The following is a 21,234-nucleotide window of genomic DNA, read 5'->3' as shown; positions in this document are numbered from 1 at the left end:
GACATACACATAAGTCATACTATTGTTAAAGTTCTGACAATTGAGCGTTGGAAGGGGAAAACTCGAATGAAAAAATTATTAGCAACGGCAATGGCAGGCATTCTGGCAGTCACGATGGCAGCATGTGGCGCGTCGGAAGAATCAACAGGTGGATCAAGCAAAAGCGATAAAGTATTGACGATGGGAACGTCAGCGGATTACTTCCCATTTGAATACATCGATACGAAAAAAGGAGAGGACATCGTTGGGTTCGACGTTGCGATCGCCAAAGAAGTCACGAAAAATCTCGGGTATGACTTAAAAATCGAAGACATGGAATTCGGTAGCCTACTTGGTGCCCTCAGCTCAGGTCGTGTCGATTTCGTCATGGCGGGTATGACACCGACAGAAGAACGGAAGAAAAATGCTGACTTCACAGACATTTACTTCGAATCGAAAAACTTGGTCATGACGAAGGATAAAGCGATCAGTTCGGAAGACGAACTCAAAGGCAAAAAAATCGGTGTCCAGCTTGGATCAATCCAAGAGGGACTCGCAAAAGATCGCTTCAAAGATAGCGAAGCGGTTCCTTTGAACAAAATCCCAGAAATCATTCAAGAATTGAATACAGGTCGGATTGATGCCCTCATCATTGAGGACGCAGTTGCCGTCAAATACATGGATCAAGATGCATCCCTGAAAACGTACCAGATTGAAGAAGATGGTCCAGCTGGATCAGCGATCGCCTTCAAAAAAGGTGACAAGATGCGTGACGATTTCAACAAAGAGTTGAAGAAGATGATTGACAGTGGTGAAATCGATAAATTGGCTGAAGAATGGTTCCAAAAAGAAGCAAAATAAGTCAAGTGCATGGGGGTGGGGGTAACCTCATCCCTTTTGTGCGACGTTAGGAGATTGATTATGATAGACTTTACAAAGATTCAAGATTCAATTCCATATATTCTTGAGGGGATTCCGGTCCTGTTCCAAGTCGTCATCGTGGCGGCCATTGCCGGGATGCTGATCGGAATCGTCGTCGCGGCACTGAAAATCACGAAGAGCCGTTTCATCCGTTTCATTGGTCATACGTATACGGCGATTTTCCGGGGAACCCCATTGATCTTGCAACTGGCGATCGTCCACTTCGGATTACCACAGTTGACAGGGTATGTCACGACAGGATACCAATCGGCAATCATCGCCTTCTCCTTGAACTCCGGAGCGTACATCTCGGAAATCATTCGGGCCGGGATTCAAGCCGTTGATCGTGGGCAGTGGGAAGCTGCAGATGCGCTTGGTATTTCGTATTTCAAACAACTCCGTTCGATCATTTTGCCGCAAGCCTTTAAAAATATCCTTCCAGCGATCATGAACGAATTGATCACGTTGACGAAGGAATCGGCACTCGTCTCGACGGTCGGTGTTCTCGATGTCATGCGTCGTGCACAAATTGTTGGAGGAGAAAAGGCGATTTATTTCGAACCGTTGTTGTTTGCCGGATTCGTATATTTTGTTCTCGTCATGGGATTGAGCTTGATAGGCCAACAAGTCGAAAAAGCTATGAGAAAGAGTGGGTAATCAGATGGAACCTATGATCCAAGTCACCGATTTGCATAAGCAATTCGGAAAATTAGAAGTATTAAAAGGTATCTCGACGACAGTTACACGCGGTGAAGTCGTCGCTGTCATTGGACCGTCGGGATCCGGTAAATCAACATTTCTACGTTGTATCAACTTACTTGAACAACCAACGAGTGGAACGATTATCGTCGATGGTTTTGAACTGACGAAACCAAAAGCGAACATCTCGAAAGCACGTCAGAACATCGGAATGGTGTTCCAACAATTTAACTTGTTCCCACATAAGTCTGTTCTTGATAACTTGACGTACGCACCGATCAACGTCCTTGGTATCTCAAAAGACGAGGCAGTCAAGCGGGCAGAGACATTGCTTGAACGTGTCGGTCTAGCTGAAAAACGCGATAATTACCCGAACCAGTTGTCAGGTGGACAAAAACAACGGGTCGCAATCGCACGCGCTCTTGCGATGGAACCGAACGTCATGTTGTTTGATGAACCGACGTCAGCGCTTGACCCAGAGATGGTCAACGAAGTACTGGACGTCATGAAACAATTGGCGGAAAGCGGAATGACGATGGTCATCGTCACTCACGAGATGGGCTTCGCCAAAGAAGTCGCGGATCGCGTCTTGTTCCTCGATGAGGGGATTCTGATGGAAGAAGGTTCGCCGGTCGAACTCTTCGACAATCCGAAGACGGACCGGGCGAAAAAATTCCTCGAAAAAGTTTTATGAGCACGGCACGCTAACTCTGAAGAGGGTTAGCGTTTTTCGGTTTTTAGTAGAGAGGGGGATAAGAATGAAAAAATTGCTTGAAGGTCATCATACTCGTCTGACGCGTTTTCAGTCGGAAGATACCGAAGTGATGCAACGTCTGCTTGACGATGCAACGTTTGCTCGTCATTTCAGTGCGACGCCATATCGTCACTTATCGAAGGAAAAGATTGAACAGATGATGGCGACGGATGCTCCGGAGACGTTTCGGTTTGCGATTCGTAACTTCGAAGATGAACGGATGATTGGGGTGGTCGCATTAGAAGATATTTTACCGACACATGGAACGGCATGGCTGATGATTGGCATCGATCCGGATTGTGAAGGGCAAGGGTATGCAACGGATGCGCTACAGACAATCCTCGAATACGCCTTCTTCGAACTGAATCTGTACCGGATTCAATTGACGGTCTTTGAGTATAATACACGTGCGGTTCAACTGTACGAACGACTCGGGTTCGTTCAGGAAGGAAGATACCGAGCCTTTTTACGACGAGACGGGGAGCGACATGATATGTTACTGTACGGATTACTCGAACCGGAATGGAGGGAACGACAATGATTCAAGAAACGGAAGCGTTCGTCCGGTCGTTTCACGCGACGGACTTTTCAGGTCATGATTATGCCCATATCGAACGGGTTCGCCGCTTAGCCTTACATATTGCTAAACAGGAAGGCGGGAACGTCAAAATCATCGAACTGGCGGCCTTACTTCATGACGTAGCAGATAGTAAACTCGGGGGAACGGCAGAAACGGTCGCAACCTTTTTACAAGGAAAAGTGACAGAAGAAGAACAGGAACAAATTCTAGACATCATCACGAGCCTGTCCTATAAAGACGGTACACGCCCACCGATGCAAACGATCGAAGGGCAAGTCGTTCAAGATGCTGATCGACTCGATGCCATCGGTGCAATCGGGATTGCGCGCACATTTCAGTTCGCTGGCCGGTTCGGGGAGCCGATGCATGTACCTGGACTAGCACCACGAAAACCGGGTGACCGAAAGGGAGAGACAAGTGCCCTGAATCATTTCGAAGAAAAGTTATTCCGACTAAAAGATTTAATGAATACGAAAACAGCACTTCATTTAGCAGAAGAGCGACATCGCTACATGGAAGAGTTCTTTAATCGTTTTAAGCAGGAATGGGAGGGCGCTACGGGAGAAGTAGGTGATATGTAAATCAATTTAAACACATAAGGCGCGTTGTCCGGTTCATTTTCCAGACAACGCGCCTTATGTTGTATTTAACTAAGGATGATGGCAGTAATTAACCCAAGTGCTGCGAACAGACCAACGATCGCACCACCTTCCTCATGAGCTTCCGGCATCATCGTCGAAGCGAGCATCGCGATGATCCCACCGCTTGCGAAGCCACCGATCATGGCGAATTGCATGTCCGGTAGTTCTGCGAGAATCGTGTAGCCGGCGAGTGAGGCGAGGGCGGAGATCAACCAGACGACTCCCCACATCAGCAATACTTTGTTCTTCGAGAATCCATCTTTTCGCAAACCGGTCGTACTCGATAAACCTTCCGGGATGTTGCTGACGAAAATCGCCGCGACGAGTGCCGCGCTGACATTTCCGGATAACAGACTGGCACCGATCATGATTGATTCCGGGATCGCATCAAGAATCGTCCCGAAGAAAATCGCTGTTCCCGTGCCTTCGTTCCCACCAGACGAACGTTTCCGTTTACTCGCGCCGCGTGACGAAACGAATAGGTCGAAGCCCGTAAAGACGAGAGCACCGACGATGAAAGAGATCGCGACGACGAGTGTTGTTGACTTCTTTAGTGCTTCATCGAGTAACTCGAACGTCGCTGCTCCAATCAAGATGCCGGTCCCAAACGACATGATATAACCGATCAGACGTTGCTTTAAGGGTAAGTACAGCCCGAATAGGGCACCGATGACAACGGCCCCACCTGCTAGCGCTCCCCAACCGAACGCTTCCCACATACGATCGCCTCCTTCTTGTCCTTTCTACCTGTTCTAGATAATTCATAAACATAGCGAAAAGGAAGAAAAATAGTTCGCGACGCATGCAAGGGGCTGACTCAAAAAAAGAATGACGCACGCCTTTTCCTCGGACGAGACACAGGCCAGTTTTCCTGCTTCTTTCAAGCAGGAAAGCGGGTCTTGTTCGTCTCTGACAGCGCAAAGATGCGCTTTTTCCTGTAGGAGTTGCGTGAAGTGCGTCATTCTTATCTTTGTGGAGACCGACTTCTTAAGTCATTAAATCTCAATCATTAGAATGGTTGTTTATTTAACCAATGACCACCGTCAAGAGCGATACATTCTCCGTTCAAGTAGCGGGCTTGATCTGACACCATCCACGCTGCAAGCGTTGCGATCTCTTCCGGTGTCCCGAATCGACCGAGCGGGACGTTGCGACGAATTCGTTCCGCGTGTTCCGGTGATAAAGCGAGTTTGTCAGCACCACCTGTCCGTTCGATCGGACCTGGACTGATCGCGTTGACACGGGCTTGATATTTATAGCCCCATTCGACGGCAAGCGTTCGCGTCAAGTTCAGGACACCGGCTTTCGCAGCAGCACTCGGAGCGACACCAGCGCCGGCCTGCCACGCATAAGACGCAACGATGTTGACGATTTGTCCGCCAACGACTTGATCTTCCTGCCATCCTTTGACCAGAGCGTGACAGCAGTTGAATGTCCCGTTGAGGACGATATCGATGACCGTCTTCCATCCATTTGGTGATAACTCGTCGGTCGGACAGATGAAGTTCCCGGCAGCATTGTTGATCAATGCTTCGAGACGACCAAACCGTTCGCGTGCTTGATTGACAGCAGCCAGACAAGCGTCAGCATCACGGACATCCATCTGAATCGTCAGATGTTCGCCTTGAATCTGACCCAATGCTTCATCCATGAGTCGCAAGCGTTCCGCGTCGCGTCCTGTAACAACGACGTTCCAGCCGGCTTCCTTTAAGGCGAGCGCCATCGCTTTCCCCATTCCGTTCGTTCCACCCGTCACCATGATCGTTTGTGTCATATTGCTTCCTCCTTTATGTAATGAATGAACAGCCATTCATATTCTTTATTCAAAAAAGAAGGAGCGAACTCCTTCTTTTTCTGACTTATTGTGTTGCAAGAGCTGTATCTGTTAAGACAGGAACGACTTGTTTCTTACGTGAAACGACACCTTCGAGGTAAACAAGGTTGTTCGTCGCTTCAAGACCGTAAGCACGTTCGACGAGATTCGCTTCTTTCCCGAGGACGAGTCCAACAGAGTTGTTCGTCAAGATATCCGTGACGATGAAGACGAACAGATCAAGACCTTTTGCAAGGATGACTTCGTTGATCGCTGTTTCGAGTTCTTCTTGGCGAAGCAAGACTTCTGCTGTATCGACCGTGTTGACTTGAGCGATTTCGACTTTGAGTGTTCCCATCGTGAATTCTTTTGCATCAAGTGAGATCAATTCAGGAACGGATTTTTTCGAGAGATCAGCTCCAGCTTTGAGCATCTCAAGACCGTAGACGTTCGCATCGACACCAGCGATTTCTGCGAGTTCACATGCTGCGATGATATCTTGCTCCGTGCAAGTCGGCGATTTGAATAGGAGCGAGTCAGAAATGATCGCTGATAACATCAACCCAGCGATTTCTGGTTTGATGGCAACACCATGCTCTTTGTAGAGTTTGTTCAGGATCGTTGCTGTACAGCCGACTGGTTCTGCCCGGTAGTAAACAGGGTCTGATGTCTCGAAGTTTGCGATCCGATGATGGTCGATGACTTCTGTTACCGTAACCGCATCGATATCGTTCGCACTTTGTTGACGTTCGTTGTGGTCGACTAAAATGACGTGTGATGCTTCCGTCGCGACTTCTGTCACGAGACGTGGTGCTGAAACTTTGAACGTATCGAGTGCGAATAACGTTTCATCATTCATTTCACCGAGGCGGATGGCTTCGGCATTGACACCGAGTGCTTTCTTTAATTCTGCATAAGCGATTGCCGATGTGATTGTATCGGTATCAGGATTTTTGTGACCAAATACTAAAACTTTTTCCATGACGTGTTCACTCCTCAATGATTGTTGTCTCGCCCTATAGTGTATCATATCTCCGATTTAGAAAGCGTTCATTTTCACCATGATACCAGCGATTTTTTCACTCCAGAAGGGGTCTGACGCGTAAAAGACGTTCATGCCTTTTTGTTTGTTCCCAAGGTACGCCCCACGGAAATAACGTCCATCCCGATCGAGATAATCCTTTGCGATGAATCGACCGGTCTGCTCGATCGAGTCCGTCAAGGATTTATAGACGGTCGCATCTTCTCCCGGTGCGGAATCGGTCGCATTGACGCCGAACAAGTTATTTTTCTCGCGGGCAATCTCAGACCGTCCATAATCGGATTCGTGAATCGCATGTGCAAGCAGATAAGCCGCGTTGACACGGTATTTCTTTTCAACGGACTTAAAGACTTTTCCTTTACCGATCAAGGGGCTGTCCGGAGCTTGCTCCTTGATGAACGCATCGAGTTGTTTGGCACTGAGACGCGTCGGTTTCGTCAAATCACGTGTTAATGTCTTCGATTCAACATATTTGCTCGTCCGAGGCGTCGTTTTCGTTGCTTCGCCGGCAACGATCAGTCCACCAAGTCCGCTGTCCGCGACGATGTAGTGAAGGAGACGATCACCTTTCGTCTGGTAATACGATGCATTCGAGACACGTTCTGCGGGGAATGGGCGTAAGCGGTCCGTTGGGACATGACCCGTCACGCCGGCGATGCTGACACGACTTGTCTGTTCCCCGAATTCAAGCAACTGGACACGTGAGCCGGAAGCGACGTACGTGAGCCGTTTCTTTAAATCAGGGTCACGATGAATTGAAAGGATACCACGATCGTCGACGATCCCAGTACCTGGTCCACCGAGGTAGACATAGCGGTCGTCCGATGAACGTTTCACCGCACCACGCTGACCCGCATATTCCTTCGCCTCGGCGAACGTCTGGAAGTCTTGCTCGTTGATTTTACCTTTCTCATAGCGCTCAGCCGAATAAGGCGCAGGTGGGGTTAAGACGGTCTTCGGTTCCTCGCGGAGCCAAAAGAACAAGAGAACTCCGATGAGGAAGAAAAAAAGTAATCCTTTTATCGAACCGGTCCGGCGCACGGGGCGACCGGGGCGGATAGTGCGTGTCGTCAAAGTAAATCACGTCCTTTAAAAAGCAATGGACATTCCTGTCCAACGTAGGTAGTCTAACAAAGAAAAACAAAAGGGGGTGAACCTGTTGCAAATTGGTTATCGCACGCTGAAGACAGCGGTCGCTGCTGCGCTCGCGATGTGGATCGCAGAACAACTCAAGCTCGACTATTACGTCTTCGCTGCCATCATCGCCATCTTGAGCATCCAGTCGACACGAAAGAAGACGTTCCGGTCTTCTTACGAACGCATCATGGCATCATTACTTGCCATCGTGCTTGGATTCATTCTATTCGAGGTCATCGGCTATCGTCCGGTGACGTTATTGATCTATTTCATTTTATTCCTTCCATCCGTTCAACGCCTCCGACTTCAGGACGGTTTCATCACGAGTGTCGTCATTCTGACACATTTGTATACGGAACGTCAGCTCAACGCGCACATCTTATTGAACGAATCCTTATTGCTTGGCATTGGTGTTGGTGTCGGATTACTTGTCAACATGTACATGCCAAGTCTCGATTTGTTGATTGACGACCGCCGAGAAAAGATTGATCAACGGATCGCCGCCTTATTTTTTGAAGTCGCGGCTGCGATCGAGACAGGGCGGGTCAATCATCATGCGTTGACGCTTGACGAGACAGAACGTCTGTTACGTGAAGGGAAAGATGCCGCCTTAAAACGGATGGGAAACGCGATCGGTCGTCGGAACGATGACGAAGATTATGCCTACTTCCGGATGCGCGAACAACAATTCGAGTTACTGCGCGGTATCGTCCATCATGCCGAGGAACTGGTCCTCGTCGTCGAAGAAGGAAAAAAAGTCGCCGACTTCTTTCGGACGATTGGTGACAATGTCCGACCTGAAGCCGACGCAATGGTGTACATTTCAGAACTAGAGGCATTATTGACACGTTTTCGTGCCTCTGCCTTACCCGTCACGCGGGAAGAGTTCGAGGTCCGCTCTGCCTTACTGCATATGTTACAAGAAGCGGAGCAGTATTTACGTTTAAAACAACGTTACGTCAATCAAAAGAAATAAAACATCGTCGAAGCGAACGTACCGATCAGGAAGATTGCTAAAATCCCGATCGTCGTCCATTTGATGATGCGTTGTTGTTTCGATGGTTTTGCCATATCCACTACTCCTCTCTTACATCAACTGATTAATGCCATTGTACAAACAACCTTTCAGAAGTGCAAATGACGATGGGGATGGTATACTAAAAAAGCGCTAATGGATTGAAACATATTAAGAGGAGGGTTTTGTCATGGTCAATGAACAACGTGTATTAGATACGTTTTTAGAACTTGTCCAGATCGATTCGGAATCAAAAGAGGAGGCACGCATTTGTGCTCACTTGAAAAAAACGTTCGAGGATCTCGGATGTGAGGTGTTCGAGGATGACGCTTCGTCCAAGACGGAACATAAAGGAAACAATTTAATCGTCACGCTTCCGGCAACAAAAGAAGGCGTCGATAAAATTTATTTCACTTCCCATATGGATACGGTATTCCCGGGGCAAGGCATTAAACCAATCATCGAGGACGGTTACGTCAAGACGGACGGCACAACGATTCTTGGGGCAGATGATAAAACAGGTCTCGCATCTCTGATCGAACTCGTGCATGTATTGAATGAAACGAAACAACCGCACGGAAAAATTCAGTTCGTCATCACAGTCGGTGAAGAATCTGGGCTCGTCGGTGCGATGGTGCTTGACCCATCAAAAATCGATGCCGATTATGGTTTTGCCCTTGATTCAGATGGAAAAGTCGGAGACATCATCACGGCTGCTCCAACACAAGCAAAAGTCAATGCGAAGATTTTCGGGAAAACAGCTCACGCTGGTGTAGCACCGGAAAAAGGTGTCTCGGCGATTACGATTGCTTCGAAAGCGATCGCGAAAATGCCGCTCGGTCGGATTGATGAAGAGACGACAGCGAACATCGGACGGTTCAGCGGTGGTGGTCCATCAACGAACATCGTTTGTGATTATGTAGAAATCTTCGCGGAAGCACGGTCACTCGTCGCTCCGAAGATGGAGGCACAGACAGAGAAGATGAAAGCGGCGTTCGAAGAAGCAGCAGCAGAGCTTGGTGGTCGTGCTGAAGTCGAAGTCAAAGTCATGTACCCGGGCTTCAAGTTCGAGGATGGAGATCAAGTCGTCGAAGTCGCGAAAGCAGCGATCACACAACTCGGACGCACGCCACGCCTCTTACATTCTGGTGGCGGATCAGATGCCAACGTCATTGCTGGTTTTGGTATCCCAACGGTCAACTTGGCTGTCGGATATGAAGATATCCACACGACGAATGAGAAGATGCCAATCGAAGAACTCGTCAAAACAGCGGAACTTTGCGTGACGCTAGTTGATTACATCACGAACAAATAAGCTGATGAAACACAAAAAAGAGTGTACCGCAACATTGCGGTACACTCTTTATCATTGTACGATTAAACTACTTGAGGACGATCAACATATTCCATAGACTCTAGAACGAGTTCTTCTGTACATAATAAGGTCGAAGCGATTTCATCGATTTGAATCGACTTTCCGTATTTTTGCCGATAACTCTCGTTCAGTTTGCGGGCTTCCCGGACGATGCGGGCATAGGTCCGTTCAATCTTAGTCATGGAAAAAACCACCTTCCAAATCTGAATAGGTACAGTTTACCATGCTTCAACAGAAGAAAGGTGTATTTTGTGTATAAAAAATGCTAATTTTACGAAAAGGGGAAAAAGATGGAATTTTATTTTTTAGGGACAGGAGCCGGTATGCCGTCGAAACAACGAAACGTCACATCGATTGCCTTGTTACACCCCAAAATGACCTGGTTGTTCGATTGTGGAGAGGCGACGCAACATCAAATCTTACACAGTCCGATCAAACCACGGAAAGTCAACGCGATCTTCATCACCCATTTACACGGGGATCATATCTTTGGGTTACCAGGATTCATTAGTACAAGAGCAGCGCTGGAAGGCACGACACCGCTAACGATCTATGGACCGACCGGGATCAAAGAATGGATGGACGCGACATTACGCATCACAGGAACATATCTACGCTATCCACTCCGGATTGTTGAAGTCGAAGACGGTCAAACCTATGACCAGGATGGATTCCGCGTGACGGCGCGGTCGCTTGAACATCGCTTCCCGGCGTTCGGGTACCGACTAGAAGGGCCAGAAGAGCGGGGTGCTTTGCGTGTGGATGCACTGAAGGCACTAGGCGTGCCATCCGGTCCGATCTATCGCCGAATCACACTGGAAGAAACCTTCGAATTCGAAGGAACGGTCTATCCATCGTCCGACTTTTTAGAATCACCAAAACCAGGTGTTAAGCTAGCCGTTCTTGGCGACACGATGCCGTGCGCAGCCTCGGTCGAACTGGCGCGAGACGTTGATGTATTAGTCCATGAAGCAACGTTTGCCGATCGAGAAGTCGAACATGCGGGACGCTTCGGTCACTCGACCGCTCGACAGGCAGCTGTCATTGCAGAAACGGCACGAGCGAAAAAGCTTCTATTGACGCACGTTTCCGCTCGTTATGTCGATCAAGAGGAAGTACTGGAACAAGAGGCACGAGAAGTATTCACGAACAGTCATCTCATGTTTGATCACCGGATCGTCCCGGTCAAAGGATAGACGATGGACTTTCTCATTTTATGGGCACTCTTTTTACTGGCTGCTAGCGGATTAGGTTTTTTACTCGAACGTCGGACGGAAAAAGAAAAATACTTGTACATGAAGTTCATTTTTTATGCGTGTCTCGGGGCCGTGTCGTTTCCAGTCTATGATATTCAGTTACCGCTCGGCATCATCATTTTCCTGATCGTCCTGCACCCGAAAAAGAACTCGCGTTATAAAAGATACATGGCACTCTTTGGGTTCTTATTCTTCCTGTTGCAACTCTTTCTCGGTCCGTTTGATGCGGGAGTGTTGCGGGAAGAAACACAACAGATTGGTCGCGTGACGATCACGGATGACTCATTCGACAATTTCCTTTCTCAAATCGAACGGCGTGTCGGTGAAGAGGGACTGCGGATGGAACAAAGTCGGTTGATGTTCGATCGGGGCGGGAATCTCCGGAACGCCTCGTTTGAGATGCTCGTCGAAACACCGAAACGCTTCATTCGTTACGATGTCAGTTACCAGGAGCTGACAGGAACGATTTCCTATCGACCACGTGAAGAGTTGGCGACAAAATCGTTGACATCATATTACCAGAAACTGATTGATGCGAATCAATCGTTTGAGACGTTGCGAAAGCTTTCGATTCATGAAATCTTACATGATTCCAAAACCCCTTATGTCGAGATGGATCTCGATGGGCTCTACGAAACGTTTAGTCTGCAGGATGCAACGGTCTTCTTGATTGATGACGAAGGGAAATTGATTCCGTACGTCAATACAGGGGACGATGTCTTAGCGAATGCGGTCCGTCTGACGTATTACCGTTCTGACGGTCAATCCTTACGAAATAAAACCATTCTGTTATACAATTACAGCTTTGAGACATCAAGGCGAAAAGGAGTCGTACGATGAAAAAATGGCTATTTGCTGCAAGTATCGTGTTACTTGCCGGTTGCGCGGAAGCAAAAGAGGAACAACAAACAGCGTCTTGTGAGGCGGAAGTCAAGGTATCGGTCGTGGATCACGTCAAGGATAAGACGTTATTTAATAAAGACGTATGCTTGAACGAAAAAGATACGGCACTTGATGCACTTGAAGATACGACGCTCGATGTCGTCAAAACAGGCAAAGGTGAGATGGCATATGTCACGGCAGTCGATGGGATTCGAGAGAAATCAGCTGGAACAGGTAGTGGCTGGGTCTTCGGAGTCAACGGCAAACCGGGCGAAGTCGGTGCTGGAAGTTATGAACTGAAAAAAGGAGATCGTCTCGAATGGCGATTTGAAAAAGATGCAATGGCTTATTTTGAGTAAGCCAGAACGGGAGCGACTTCACCCAGTGAACGTCGCTCTCTTTTTCATCGGGATGATTACGATTCCGTTCGTCCTCACACATGATCAATCAGTGATCGTCGTCTATCATCTGCTCTTGTTTTTATTCGTTCAAGAACGGACTGTGTTTCGCTATTTAGTCCTCCCGGCTCTTTATGCGGTCATGATGTGTGTCCCGCTTCTTTATGGTGCAAGCATTGACACAGTAGCGATTTATGAAACGACGGTCCAAGTGACGCTATTCATCACGTCGAGTCAATGGATTTTTACGTTGGTTCGACTCGATCAGATGGGACCGTTGTTTCGTTTCTTACCTCGATTGACACGATTGACGGGGATGGTGCTGGCGCTGATTCCGTCTTTCTTACGCACTTGGCCCGAAGTCAAGATGAGTCATCCGGATACGTCGCTTGCTGTTCGACTGGAGCGGATGGCCGCCTATCATATCGTACCGATCGAAGCGGTGCCGTCTCGCTTAAGACCGATCACACGACGTGATGTTCAGACAGGCTTATTGCTTGCGACAGGACTGGCTCTTTGTCTGACACCATGGACAATCGTTCCGGCGATGATTTTGCCTATAGCGCTATTATTTACAAAAGGAGGAATCCGGGATGCCTATCATGTATACCGACACCGATCGCGAAGAGCGACTACGTCAACAGGCGAGCGAACATGAACAACCGGTATTGACACCGGAGCGGTTGCTTCATGGACGTGTCCGAGATCTTCTGGCGACGGATTCCTTGTTTCGGGCAGGAGAACTCGCGACCTTGCTTGGGCTAGAAGCTTTTTTTGAAGCGGAATCGAGTGAACTCTCATCTGGAGAACAACAGCTCGTCGGTCTCGGTCATGCGTTGTCTTCGTCACCAAAGAGCTTGTTCTTGTCGGAACCGTTTCTCTTTCTTGATCAAGTCAGGAGAAAGCGATTGATGGGATTGCTTGAAGAAATCGAACGACGGTTTGGTTGTCAGATCCATTGCTCGATGACCATACAATCCGACTTGGCGATTACGAGTCGCGCTACTGAACTGACAGGTCGTGTCCTGAATCAGATCGAAAACGTCCAACACCGTTATCCGTTACAGACACGCTATGCACTCGTGACAGCAAAATTGTCGTTTCATCAAGGTGAACGCATTGCGATCATCGGTGCGAATGGTAGTGGGAAATCGACGTTACTACGACTCGCGCTCGGTGTCGAGCGACCGCTATACGGAAAAGTTCGGCGGTCGGGGGAGACGCATTATATACCAGCGCATCCGATGCTTGCGCCATTAGACGATCGAAGCGGTAGTTTTACGACGCAAAAAAAACGTCTCTTGGACGGTATCGATTGGAGTAAAGACAGCTATTACTTTGATGAACCGACGGCTGGACTTGATGACAGTGAACGAATGGCTTTCGTCACATCGTGGAAGAAGAATCCGGCGAATCTGATCGTCATGGCGACACATGATCCAGTTCTCATTCGGGCAGCACAGCGGATCATTTATCTCGTACACGGAGAAGTTGCTTTCGATGGACCGACGAAGAACTTTTTACAAGAAAGTCGGTTGTTCGTATGATCGTCGCAACGGTTCTGATCATTTGTTTGTTCTTGATCATGTTCGAGAGACTCCAGATGACGGATCAACGATTACGGTTCATCGCCATCATCACGGCAGCGGCAATCGTCGGACGATTGTTGTTCTCCAGTTTGCCGAATGTCCAGCCGGCAACGGCACTTGTCTTGTTAGTATCCGTCTTCATCCATCCGATCGTCGGAGCCATTTCTGGGATGCTTGTCGTCGTGTTAACGAGTTTGTTTCTCGGAAGCGGTCCGTTCGTCCTCTTTCAGGCGCTGGCGTATGCAACAATTGCCAGTCTAGGATTCGTTCCGTTTCTTCGTTACCGGATCGTATTGACTGGGTATGGATTTCTCGCTGGTTTCTTATATGGATGGGTGAGCAATCTCGGGTTCTTGGTATTGACCGGATTCTCGTGGCAAGCTTTTTTGACACTGCTTGTAGCCGGGGGAACGTTTGATATGCTTCACGGATTTAGTAACGCGATATTCATTTGGATATTGTTTCCGATTTTTTTACGAATTATGCATTCATTCGATGAAAAGAGGGGTACAGAATAGTAACATACCGAACAGGAGGGAAGGCATATGCTGGGATCGTCGATTTCGCTTGCTTATGTCGTCATGTTGCTCATCGTCTCAAGTGTCGGCTTAGTGTTTGGCAGTATTCTGTTGATGAAAGGTACGATTAGAGGACGTTACGCTGCTTGTTACTTACTTGCTGCCGCCATCTTCCCAAGCGCCATGCTCATTACCTCATCAGAAGGATTACTTTGGCAACATTTACGATTCGAGAGTTCATGGTTCCTCGCGATTGTCTCCTGGTTACTCGTCTTATCGACGGGCTACATCGTCTCGATCACGGGTGCGCTCGTCATTCGTTATCTGTATCGCTATACGACGACCTTTGATCGCGTCAAACGTTATGCGACGCGGCGTTTTCGTCATCATGAGGCATAAATACAAAAACGGAAGAACCAGCTATCTGGTCCTTCCGTTTTTTTCATGAATTCGCGTACAGGAGTTCTTCTTCTGTCGAGGATTCTTGTTGGCGAGCAGGATCTTGAATTCGACCTGTCACTTCTGTCAGGAGACGGCGTGGCAAGAGACGAGACAAGGAAACCATGGCGCGGTTGCTTGCACCTGGAACGACGACGCGGCGTCCTTTGAGCATGCCACGGTACCCGGCGAAGGCAACGAGGTGTGACGGCATACTCTTGAATGGTAGCGTGATGTTCGCCCGGTCGAAGAAGTTCGTATCGGTCGGTCCCGGGCAGAGACAAGTCACACTGACACCCGAGCCGTCGACTTCTGTCGCAAGTGCTTCCGAGAACGACAGGACATAGGCTTTCGTTGCGTAGTAGACACTCATGTAAGGTCCTGGCATGAAGGCAGCGACCGACGCGACATTCAGGATGCGTCCGAAGCCACGTTCAACCATTCCTGGTAAGAGACGTTTCGTCAAATCCGTCAAGGCGACGACGTTGACCTGGATCGAGTTAATGTCTTCTGTTGGATCGATTTCCGCAAAGCGTCCTGACGTGGCGAAGCCGGCGTTATTGAACAATAGATCGACTGTCAATTCTTGTTCCTCTAAGTATTGCACGAGACGATCAACGCTGTCGCTTAGTGATAAATCAGCAGCGAATACATAGACTTTGATCTGATAGCGTTTTTCAAGGACCTGTTGAAGCTCCTTCAATTTCTTCTCATTGCGGGCAACGAGTACACAATCGAAGCCATCTCGCGCCGCGAGGACAGCGAGATCCAGTCCGATTCCACCCGATGCACCGGTAATCAGTGCCGTTTTTCGTAACATAGGACATTCCTCCATTCGAAATCGTGAATCTGAGTCTAGTGTATACCATTCCATACCGTTCCCGCGAATCCTGTTTCGTAAGCATTTACTTTTCTTATCACTGGTCCAACCAGTATGATAGAACAGTAGAGGGGAAGTGGAACAGATGAGGAAAAAAGTAACCGTCGCCTTGTTGCTCGCGACGTTTTTAGCCGCGATCGAGGGGACGATCGTTGCAACAGCAACACCTGTCATGGCGAGTGAATTGAACGGGGCGAAATTAGTCAGTTGGATCTTTGCTGGATTCTTGTTGTTCATGGCGGTATCAACACCGATTTACGGAAAGATGGCAGATTTATATGGTCGAAAACGGGTTCTGTTATTCGGGATCGGCGTCTTCACCGTCGCTTCGTTAGCCTGTGGACTCGCTCAATCGATGGAGATGTTGATCGTTTTCCGTGCCGTCCAAGGTATCGGGGCAGGAGCTGTATTACCGATCGCGATGACGATCATCGGTGATTTGTATACATATGAGGAACGAGGGAAAATCCAAGGAGTGCTCAGTGCCGTGTGGGGGATCTCTGGTGTCGCTGGACCACTCGTCGGTGGGTTCCTCGTCGAATCGCTTTCGTGGCGGTATATTTTCTTACTAAACGTACCGTTTGCCTTATTGTCGTTCTTCATGATCGTCGTTTACTACAAAGAGACGGTCCGTGAAACAGAGCGGAAAATCGATTACCGGGGCGCGTTATTGTTTGCGCTCGGGATGAGTGCGTTTCTGTACGGCTTATTGTCGGGGAGTGAATCGGAGACGTTCTTGCGTCCAATCATTCTAGCCAGCTTTTTCATTAGTTTCGTTTTATTGTTCACGTTCTATCGGGTCGAGAAGAAGGCGAACGATCCACTCTTACCACCAGCAGTCATTCGCCATCCGGTCATTCTCGTGATCAACTTAGCGGTCTTCTTTTCCGCCTGGGTACTCGTCTCGATGTCAGCGTATATTCCGATTTTTGCCCAAGGGGTACTCGGCAAGAGTCCGACCGAAGCTGGTTTCATGTTGATGCCACTGTCGCTTTTTTGGACGCTGACCGCCATTATCGGTGGACGGACGATTGGTGCCGCCTCACCCCGGTATCGGACGATGACAGGAATGGGACTGCTGATCGTCGGTACAGTGATTTTATCGTTGATCACGCGCGAATCAAGTGATGTTTTCATCTATCTTGCCGTTTCGCTGATTGGAATTGGTTTTGGTCTCTCACAACCCGTCTTCATGGTCGTCCTGCAGACTTCCGTCGATTGGTCACTTCGTGGCTCAGCGACGGCCGTCAACTCGTTCTTGAGTACGACGGGACAGACGCTCGGTGTTGCGATCTTCGGTACGATTTTCAACCTATCCATCCTTCGTTCGTTTTCAGCGTCGGACACGCTCTCAGGGTACGCGATTGATCCATTCTTCCAATCGAGTACGGCAAAAACGTTCGGACAGGATGTGCAGTATGCGGCAGAAATCGCGTTATCACATGGATTACGTTACGTCTTCATCGGTGGCGTTCTTTGTGCGATTCTCGCGTTTGCGATGACATGGCGTTTACCGAAAGTTCGACCTGACGATCCACGATCGTAATGAAGAGGCGGACTCAAAAGTCAATCTCTACAAAGAAAAGGGTGGCAGACTGATGATCTGCCACCCTTATTTCGTAATAAAAGACTCGCCACACGCTACTCCTACAGGAAAAAGCGCACTTTTGCGCTGTCATAGACAAACAAGACCCGCTTTTCTGCTCAAATGAAGCAGAAAACTGGCTTGTGTCTCGCCTGAGGAAAGGGCGTGAAGAGACGAGTCGTTCTTTTTTAGTCATCCTCTTCTTAATTAGGAAGATTGACTAGTGGCACTCTCACGCTGGGCGAGCTGTTCACGGATGTCACGTTCATTGCGTCGGAGGAACAATCCAATCCCAATCAACAGTAAGGCAGCACCAGTGATTTGAATCCACGTCAACTTCTCGTCAAACAGATAGTATCCGAAGATCATCCCCCAGACCGCTTCACCAAGAATCGTGATGCTGACGATACTAGCACTGACACGAGCGAGCGCCCAGTTAAATAAATTGTGACCGAGTAACGTCGGGAAGACGGCAAGAAGAATATACAGCCACCAATCCTGTTGGAACGCAGCGACGAGATTCGTCGATTGAATCAACGATAACAAAAGCAAGACGAGCGACGCGACAGCGTAGACACCGAACGAATAGAGGTTCGTCGAGACGCTCGTGCGAACATGTTGACCGAGCAACCAGTAACCAGCGACTAAAATCGTTGCGAGCAAGGCAAGACCGTCCCCGATCAAGGCACGCATGCCGACGGCGATATCTCCGTAAGCGACGAGACCGCCACCAAATAGGGCGACAGCAACGAACAGGAGTGCCTTGCGTGACGGGTGTTGTTTGAAGAATAACGCGTTACCGGCAAGGACAAAAATCGGACTCGCGGTCACGAAGAGCGTCGAGCTCGCAACTGTCGTATAATCAAGAGAGAGGAACCACAGCCAAAAATGCCCGGCGAGCAAAATGCCACTTAATAGCATATGCCGGATCGTTGACGAACTGAGTTGCAACAGTTCCTTCAATCGAATGAGCGGGAGCAACAACAAGGTCGAGAACAACATGCGGTAAAAGGCGACAGCCTCGATCGGTGTCTCCGCCCACTTGACGAAGATTGCCGATGTTGAAATAAAGAATAAAGCCATGAATAACGTAAAATAGGGCATGGGTACCTCCACATGTCTGAAGTAAGGAAATGAGGGTGAAGCGTGTGCAATTGATCATTGCTGAAAAACCAAAACAAGCGGAAAAACTGGCAGCTCCGTATCCATCGGTGAAGCGGGACGGCTACATTGAAATCAAACCATGTGACCGGTTTCCGCAAGGAGCAAAACTCGCTTATGCGGTCGGACACTTATGTGAACTGCAGGAGCCAGCGCATTATGACGCCAAATGGAAACGATGGAACTACGATCATCTGCCGATCATCCCGGAACGATTTGATTACCGACTGGCAAAAGGCAAGAGTAAACCATACCAGGTCATCAAGAAATTATTGAATGAGCGGACGACGACTTCCATCATTATAGCATCGGATGCCGAGCGAGAGGGAGAGGCAATCGTCCGATTGATCTTACGTCTCGCGAACAACGCAAAACCGTTGCAACGACTCTGGATTTCGAGTCTGACGCCTCAAGCCGTTGACCATGGTTTTGCGAACCTGCTCGATGGCAAGGAAACGGAGAACATTTTTCACGAGGCGATGAGTCGCGCTTGTGCCGATTGGTTGATTGGGATGAATGCGTCCCGTGCGTATACGACGTTACTGAAGAAGAAGGGCATCGCCGACGTCTTTTCCCTCGGACGGGTCCAGACACCGACGCTTGCACTGATCGTCGAACGGGAAAAACAGATCGAGAATTTTCGACCGGAGACGTACTACGAAGTCGAGGCGGATTTTACGCAATACAAAGGAAAATACATCAATGCGAAGAAACAGACGAAACTGAGTGACCGGGACCAGGCACAAGCGATCGTGAATCGGACGAAAGGAACCGGAGTCGTCGCATCAATCGAGAAAAAGCGGCAGACGGAACGACCACCGTTTTGGTTTAGTTTATCGCTCTTACAAACAGAAGCGAGCCGACGGTTTGGTCTCGGTGCAAAAGAGACGCTCGATATCGCGCAAAAACTCTATATCCGTGGTTGGATCAGTTATCCGCGAACGGACTCTTCCTTCGTGACGAAAGAGGAGGCAGGACAGTTCCCGGTCATTCTTGATCGGTTACTGAAGCAAGCGGAATATAGTCCAATCAAGGATGTCCTGACGAACAATCCGGTTAACGATAAGCGCTACGTCAATCCGGCAAAGGTCAGCGATCACTATGCGATCATTCCAACAGAAGAAGCGGGTGCCGTCGCGAAGCTCTCCGGACGAGATGCGCAAGTCTACGACTTAATCGTTCGCCGTTTTCTTGCTGCCTTTGCACCGGACGCTGTCTCGGAGAAAACGGAAATCGTGACGATGCGTGAGATGGACCGTTTTTTAACACGCGGCAGTCGGACGATTGATCCGGGCTTTAAACAGGTCTTACAAATCGAGTCAAAAGAAGTCGAATTGCCAGCCGTCGAACAAGGACAAGAGATGCCGATCAAAGGCTGTCGACTGCTCGAGAAACAAACGGAGCCGCCGAAACGCTATACGGAAGGGACGCTCATCCTCGGTATGAAAACAGCTGGTAAGTTGCTTGAAGACGATCTGCAAGCGATCATGAAGGAAGTCGAGGGACTCGGGACGGAAGCAACTCGTGCCGGGATCATCGATGGACTAAAACGACGGGAATACATCAAACTCGTCAAAAAAGAGATTCATCCGACGCCAAAAGGTCGGATCTTGATTGATGCCGTGACGGGGAGTATTCTTGCTTCGCCAGAGATGACAGCGAAGTGGGAGAGCCGTCTCGAGCAAATCGGTAAAGGGGAGGCATCTGCTGCCCAGTTCATTGAACAGGCGAAAAAATTGTCGGAGCATCTCGTCGTCGATGCCAAACAACGAATTGAACAACTCGCCGTTGATCCGACACAAGTCAAAAGCAAGTCCCCGCGGGGTGCAACGAATCGTCCGGTCGGTCCGTGCCCGCTGTGTCAATCAGCAGTGCTTGATCGTGGGAAGTTCTATGGCTGCAGTGGCTATCAAAAGAACAACTGTGGCTTTACGTTACCGAAAACGATCCTTGGTGCCCGACTGACGCAAACGGAAGTCAAAAAAGTACTAGCGGGTCAAAAAACAAAGCCACTCGAGATGAAAAAGAAAGCGCGCCAGTTTAAGGCGATGCTCTATCTCGAACGTGATCAATTAAAATTCGAATTCACGAAAGGGGAAGACTGATGCAATACGAACTGATTCAAAATCAAACGTTTCGTCCTGTCTTTGAACGACTGTTACAGGAAGGGCGCCGCTTGACGGTCTGGTTTCCGGATCATATCGAGGTACAGTCGGCAGAAGGACTGGTCGAAGAAGCAGAAGAACTGTTTGGTGTGACTGCGGAAGTGATCGATGATCCACAATCATTCGGAAAACACATCCTACTTCCGTACTTGACGGAAGTCGAGCACCGGGAAGATGGATTCATCCGCTACGAAGCTGAGCTGACGGAAGAGTTACGCCAACTCGTACGCGAATTGACATTACCGATGCTGACGGAAGGCGACTTCGAAGTGTTGTATTCATATCAAATCGAGACGGAGACGGAACGCTTCTTCGTTGAAGACTGGTTCCAAGCTGACTTACAAAAACTACCTAACTAGGTGAAACTTTCTTGAAGAGGATGACGTAGGATAAGTGATCGTCATCA

Annotated in this window: 24 protein-coding genes; 17 read left to right on the top strand and 7 right to left on the bottom strand. The window is 48.8% G+C overall.

Annotated elements, in window-relative coordinates; all coding sequences use genetic code 11:
• The first annotated feature begins 66 nt into the window (after positions 1-66).
• The 5 genes from ASF99_RS02550 (at position 67) to ASF99_RS02530 (ending at position 3,514) form a co-directional block, all read left to right on the top strand.
• Positions 67-840, top strand: a complete 774-nt coding sequence (locus tag ASF99_RS02550; RefSeq protein WP_029341130.1) for a transporter substrate-binding domain-containing protein — start codon at positions 67-69, stop codon at positions 838-840.
• Between the two features lie 57 nt (positions 841-897).
• Positions 898-1,557: an amino acid ABC transporter permease gene (locus tag ASF99_RS02545; RefSeq protein WP_035398698.1), complete on the top strand. Its 660-nt coding sequence runs from the start codon at positions 898-900 to the stop codon at positions 1,555-1,557.
• A 13-nt stretch (positions 1,558-1,570) separates the two neighbouring features.
• Positions 1,571-2,293 carry an amino acid ABC transporter ATP-binding protein gene (locus ASF99_RS02540; RefSeq protein WP_041255311.1) on the top strand — a complete coding sequence of 241 codons (723 nt, stop codon included), beginning with the start codon at positions 1,571-1,573 and terminating at the stop codon, positions 2,291-2,293.
• 64 nt (positions 2,294-2,357) lie between these two features.
• A complete protein-coding gene (locus ASF99_RS02535) occupies positions 2,358-2,894 on the top strand; it encodes a GNAT family N-acetyltransferase (RefSeq protein WP_055966817.1) in 537 nt (178 codons plus the stop codon).
• The gene (locus ASF99_RS02530) at positions 2,876-3,514 is read left to right on the top strand and encodes an HD domain-containing protein (RefSeq protein WP_055966814.1); all 639 of its coding nucleotides are present in this window, start codon (positions 2,876-2,878) and stop codon (positions 3,512-3,514) included. Before ASF99_RS02535 ends, ASF99_RS02530 begins: the two co-directional genes overlap by 19 nt.
• Before the next feature lie 65 nt (positions 3,515-3,579).
• Here ASF99_RS02530 and ASF99_RS02525 read toward each other — a convergent pair whose 3' ends face one another.
• From ASF99_RS02525 to ASF99_RS02510, 4 genes are all read right to left on the bottom strand, one after another.
• The gene (locus ASF99_RS02525; protein ID WP_047390876.1) at positions 3,580-4,293 is read right to left on the bottom strand and encodes a ZIP family metal transporter; all 714 of its coding nucleotides are present in this window, start codon (positions 4,291-4,293) and stop codon (positions 3,580-3,582) included.
• A 290-nt stretch (positions 4,294-4,583) separates the two neighbouring features.
• Entirely contained in the window at positions 4,584-5,348 is a 765-nt protein-coding gene (gene fadH / locus ASF99_RS02520; RefSeq protein ID WP_035398246.1) for a 2,4-dienoyl-CoA reductase, read from the bottom strand.
• 85 nt (positions 5,349-5,433) lie between these two features.
• Positions 5,434-6,369, bottom strand: a complete 936-nt coding sequence (locus tag ASF99_RS02515) for a manganese-dependent inorganic pyrophosphatase (RefSeq protein ID WP_055966811.1) — start codon at positions 6,367-6,369, stop codon at positions 5,434-5,436.
• A 57-nt stretch (positions 6,370-6,426) separates the two neighbouring features.
• On the bottom strand, positions 6,427-7,503 hold the full coding sequence (locus tag ASF99_RS02510) for an N-acetylglucosaminidase (protein ID WP_023467625.1): 1,077 nt from the start codon (positions 7,501-7,503) through the stop codon (positions 6,427-6,429).
• Positions 7,504-7,588: 85 nt separating this feature from the next.
• Between ASF99_RS02510 and ASF99_RS02505 the strand changes: the two genes are divergently transcribed.
• Both ASF99_RS02505 and ASF99_RS02500 read left to right on the top strand, forming a co-directional pair.
• Positions 7,589-8,542 (top strand): aromatic acid exporter family protein, encoded by a 954-nt coding sequence (locus ASF99_RS02505; protein WP_023467626.1) that lies wholly within the window; start codon positions 7,589-7,591, stop codon positions 8,540-8,542.
• Positions 8,543-8,771: 229 nt separating this feature from the next.
• On the top strand, positions 8,772-9,896 hold the full coding sequence (locus ASF99_RS02500) for a M20/M25/M40 family metallo-hydrolase (RefSeq protein WP_023467628.1): 1,125 nt from the start codon (positions 8,772-8,774) through the stop codon (positions 9,894-9,896).
• Positions 9,897-9,958: 62 nt separating this feature from the next.
• Here ASF99_RS02500 and ASF99_RS02495 read toward each other — a convergent pair whose 3' ends face one another.
• A complete protein-coding gene (locus tag ASF99_RS02495) occupies positions 9,959-10,138 on the bottom strand; it encodes a hypothetical protein (RefSeq protein ID WP_023467629.1) in 180 nt (59 codons plus the stop codon).
• Between the two features lie 108 nt (positions 10,139-10,246).
• Between ASF99_RS02495 and rnz the strand changes: the two genes are divergently transcribed.
• The 7 genes from rnz to ASF99_RS02460 are packed head-to-tail and all read left to right on the top strand — an operon-like array spanning position 10,247 to position 14,998.
• On the top strand, positions 10,247-11,152 hold the full coding sequence (gene rnz, locus ASF99_RS02490; protein WP_055966808.1) for a ribonuclease Z: 906 nt from the start codon (positions 10,247-10,249) through the stop codon (positions 11,150-11,152).
• A gap of 3 nt (positions 11,153-11,155) precedes the next feature.
• On the top strand, positions 11,156-12,052 hold the full coding sequence (locus tag ASF99_RS02485) for a hypothetical protein (protein WP_055966805.1): 897 nt from the start codon (positions 11,156-11,158) through the stop codon (positions 12,050-12,052).
• Positions 12,049-12,453, top strand: a complete 405-nt coding sequence (locus ASF99_RS02480) for a DUF4430 domain-containing protein (protein WP_055966801.1) — start codon at positions 12,049-12,051, stop codon at positions 12,451-12,453. Before ASF99_RS02485 ends, ASF99_RS02480 begins: the two co-directional genes overlap by 4 nt.
• On the top strand, positions 12,431-13,150 hold the full coding sequence (locus tag ASF99_RS02475) for a hypothetical protein (RefSeq protein ID WP_023467633.1): 720 nt from the start codon (positions 12,431-12,433) through the stop codon (positions 13,148-13,150). Before ASF99_RS02480 ends, ASF99_RS02475 begins: the two co-directional genes overlap by 23 nt.
• Positions 13,086-14,039 carry an ATP-binding cassette domain-containing protein gene (locus ASF99_RS02470; protein ID WP_235515860.1) on the top strand — a complete coding sequence of 318 codons (954 nt, stop codon included), beginning with the start codon at positions 13,086-13,088 and terminating at the stop codon, positions 14,037-14,039. The genes ASF99_RS02475 and ASF99_RS02470 overlap by 65 nt, the downstream gene beginning before the upstream one ends.
• Positions 14,036-14,599: a hypothetical protein gene (locus ASF99_RS02465; protein WP_035398239.1), complete on the top strand. Its 564-nt coding sequence runs from the start codon at positions 14,036-14,038 to the stop codon at positions 14,597-14,599. The genes ASF99_RS02470 and ASF99_RS02465 overlap by 4 nt, the downstream gene beginning before the upstream one ends.
• A 27-nt stretch (positions 14,600-14,626) precedes the next feature.
• Positions 14,627-14,998: a hypothetical protein gene (locus ASF99_RS02460; protein ID WP_023467636.1), complete on the top strand. Its 372-nt coding sequence runs from the start codon at positions 14,627-14,629 to the stop codon at positions 14,996-14,998.
• A gap of 43 nt (positions 14,999-15,041) precedes the next feature.
• Here ASF99_RS02460 and ASF99_RS02455 read toward each other — a convergent pair whose 3' ends face one another.
• Positions 15,042-15,857, bottom strand: coding sequence for an SDR family NAD(P)-dependent oxidoreductase (locus tag ASF99_RS02455; protein ID WP_023467637.1), 816 nt, complete (start codon positions 15,855-15,857; stop codon positions 15,042-15,044).
• Positions 15,858-16,002: 145 nt separating this feature from the next.
• Between ASF99_RS02455 and ASF99_RS02450 the strand changes: the two genes are divergently transcribed.
• Entirely contained in the window at positions 16,003-17,463 is a 1,461-nt protein-coding gene (locus ASF99_RS02450) for an MDR family MFS transporter (protein WP_035398237.1), read from the top strand.
• Between the two features lie 246 nt (positions 17,464-17,709).
• Here the strand turns inward: ASF99_RS02450 and ASF99_RS02445 are convergent, their stop codons facing one another.
• Positions 17,710-18,606, bottom strand: a complete 897-nt coding sequence (locus ASF99_RS02445) for a DMT family transporter (RefSeq protein ID WP_023467639.1) — start codon at positions 18,604-18,606, stop codon at positions 17,710-17,712.
• A gap of 44 nt (positions 18,607-18,650) precedes the next feature.
• Between ASF99_RS02445 and ASF99_RS02440 the strand changes: the two genes are divergently transcribed.
• Together ASF99_RS02440 and ASF99_RS02435 are read left to right on the top strand one after the other, a co-directional pair.
• Positions 18,651-20,768, top strand: a complete 2,118-nt coding sequence (locus tag ASF99_RS02440) for a DNA topoisomerase III (RefSeq protein ID WP_055966800.1) — start codon at positions 18,651-18,653, stop codon at positions 20,766-20,768.
• Positions 20,768-21,187, top strand: coding sequence for a hypothetical protein (locus ASF99_RS02435; protein ID WP_023467641.1), 420 nt, complete (start codon positions 20,768-20,770; stop codon positions 21,185-21,187). The genes ASF99_RS02440 and ASF99_RS02435 overlap by 1 nt, the downstream gene beginning before the upstream one ends.
• Positions 21,188-21,234: the final 47 nt, after the last annotated feature.

Source organism: Exiguobacterium sp. Leaf187, from assembly GCF_001423925.1.
GTDB classification, from domain to species: Bacteria; Bacillota; Bacilli; order Exiguobacteriales; family Exiguobacteriaceae; genus Exiguobacterium_A; species Exiguobacterium_A indicum.
Note: the sequence above shows the minus strand (reverse complement) of the source record. Positions and strands in the feature narration are given on the sequence as shown.

Bases quoted from the DNA above. Each gene is read 5' to 3' on its own strand.
- ASF99_RS02550 (WP_029341130.1), top strand. From the start codon at position 67: ATGAAAAAATTATTAGCAACGGCAATGGCAGGCATTCTGGCAGTCACG.
- ASF99_RS02540 (WP_041255311.1), top strand. From the start codon at position 1,571: ATGATCCAAGTCACCGATTTGCATAAGCAATTCGGAAAATTAGAAGTA.
- ASF99_RS02535 (WP_055966817.1), top strand. From the start codon at position 2,358: ATGAAAAAATTGCTTGAAGGTCATCATACTCGTCTGACGCGTTTTCAG.
- ASF99_RS02530 (WP_055966814.1), top strand. From the start codon at position 2,876: ATGGAGGGAACGACAATGATTCAAGAAACGGAAGCGTTCGTCCGGTCG.
- ASF99_RS02525 (WP_047390876.1), bottom strand. From the start codon at position 4,293: ATGTGGGAAGCGTTCGGTTGGGGAGCGCTAGCAGGTGGGGCCGTTGTC.
- fadH (WP_035398246.1), bottom strand. From the start codon at position 5,348: ATGACACAAACGATCATGGTGACGGGTGGAACGAACGGAATGGGGAAA.
- ASF99_RS02515 (WP_055966811.1), bottom strand. From the start codon at position 6,369: ATGGAAAAAGTTTTAGTATTTGGTCACAAAAATCCTGATACCGATACA.
- ASF99_RS02500 (WP_023467628.1), top strand. From the start codon at position 8,772: ATGGTCAATGAACAACGTGTATTAGATACGTTTTTAGAACTTGTCCAG.
- ASF99_RS02495 (WP_023467629.1), bottom strand. From the start codon at position 10,138: ATGACTAAGATTGAACGGACCTATGCCCGCATCGTCCGGGAAGCCCGC.
- rnz (WP_055966808.1), top strand. From the start codon at position 10,247: ATGGAATTTTATTTTTTAGGGACAGGAGCCGGTATGCCGTCGAAACAA.
- ASF99_RS02485 (WP_055966805.1), top strand. From the start codon at position 11,156: ATGGACTTTCTCATTTTATGGGCACTCTTTTTACTGGCTGCTAGCGGA.
- ASF99_RS02480 (WP_055966801.1), top strand. From the start codon at position 12,049: ATGAAAAAATGGCTATTTGCTGCAAGTATCGTGTTACTTGCCGGTTGC.
- ASF99_RS02475 (WP_023467633.1), top strand. From the start codon at position 12,431: ATGCAATGGCTTATTTTGAGTAAGCCAGAACGGGAGCGACTTCACCCA.
- ASF99_RS02470 (WP_235515860.1), top strand. From the start codon at position 13,086: ATGCCTATCATGTATACCGACACCGATCGCGAAGAGCGACTACGTCAA.
- ASF99_RS02465 (WP_035398239.1), top strand. From the start codon at position 14,036: ATGATCGTCGCAACGGTTCTGATCATTTGTTTGTTCTTGATCATGTTC.
- ASF99_RS02460 (WP_023467636.1), top strand. From the start codon at position 14,627: ATGCTGGGATCGTCGATTTCGCTTGCTTATGTCGTCATGTTGCTCATC.
- ASF99_RS02455 (WP_023467637.1), bottom strand. From the start codon at position 15,857: ATGTTACGAAAAACGGCACTGATTACCGGTGCATCGGGTGGAATCGGA.
- ASF99_RS02450 (WP_035398237.1), top strand. From the start codon at position 16,003: ATGAGGAAAAAAGTAACCGTCGCCTTGTTGCTCGCGACGTTTTTAGCC.
- ASF99_RS02445 (WP_023467639.1), bottom strand. From the start codon at position 18,606: ATGCCCTATTTTACGTTATTCATGGCTTTATTCTTTATTTCAACATCG.
- ASF99_RS02435 (WP_023467641.1), top strand. From the start codon at position 20,768: ATGCAATACGAACTGATTCAAAATCAAACGTTTCGTCCTGTCTTTGAA.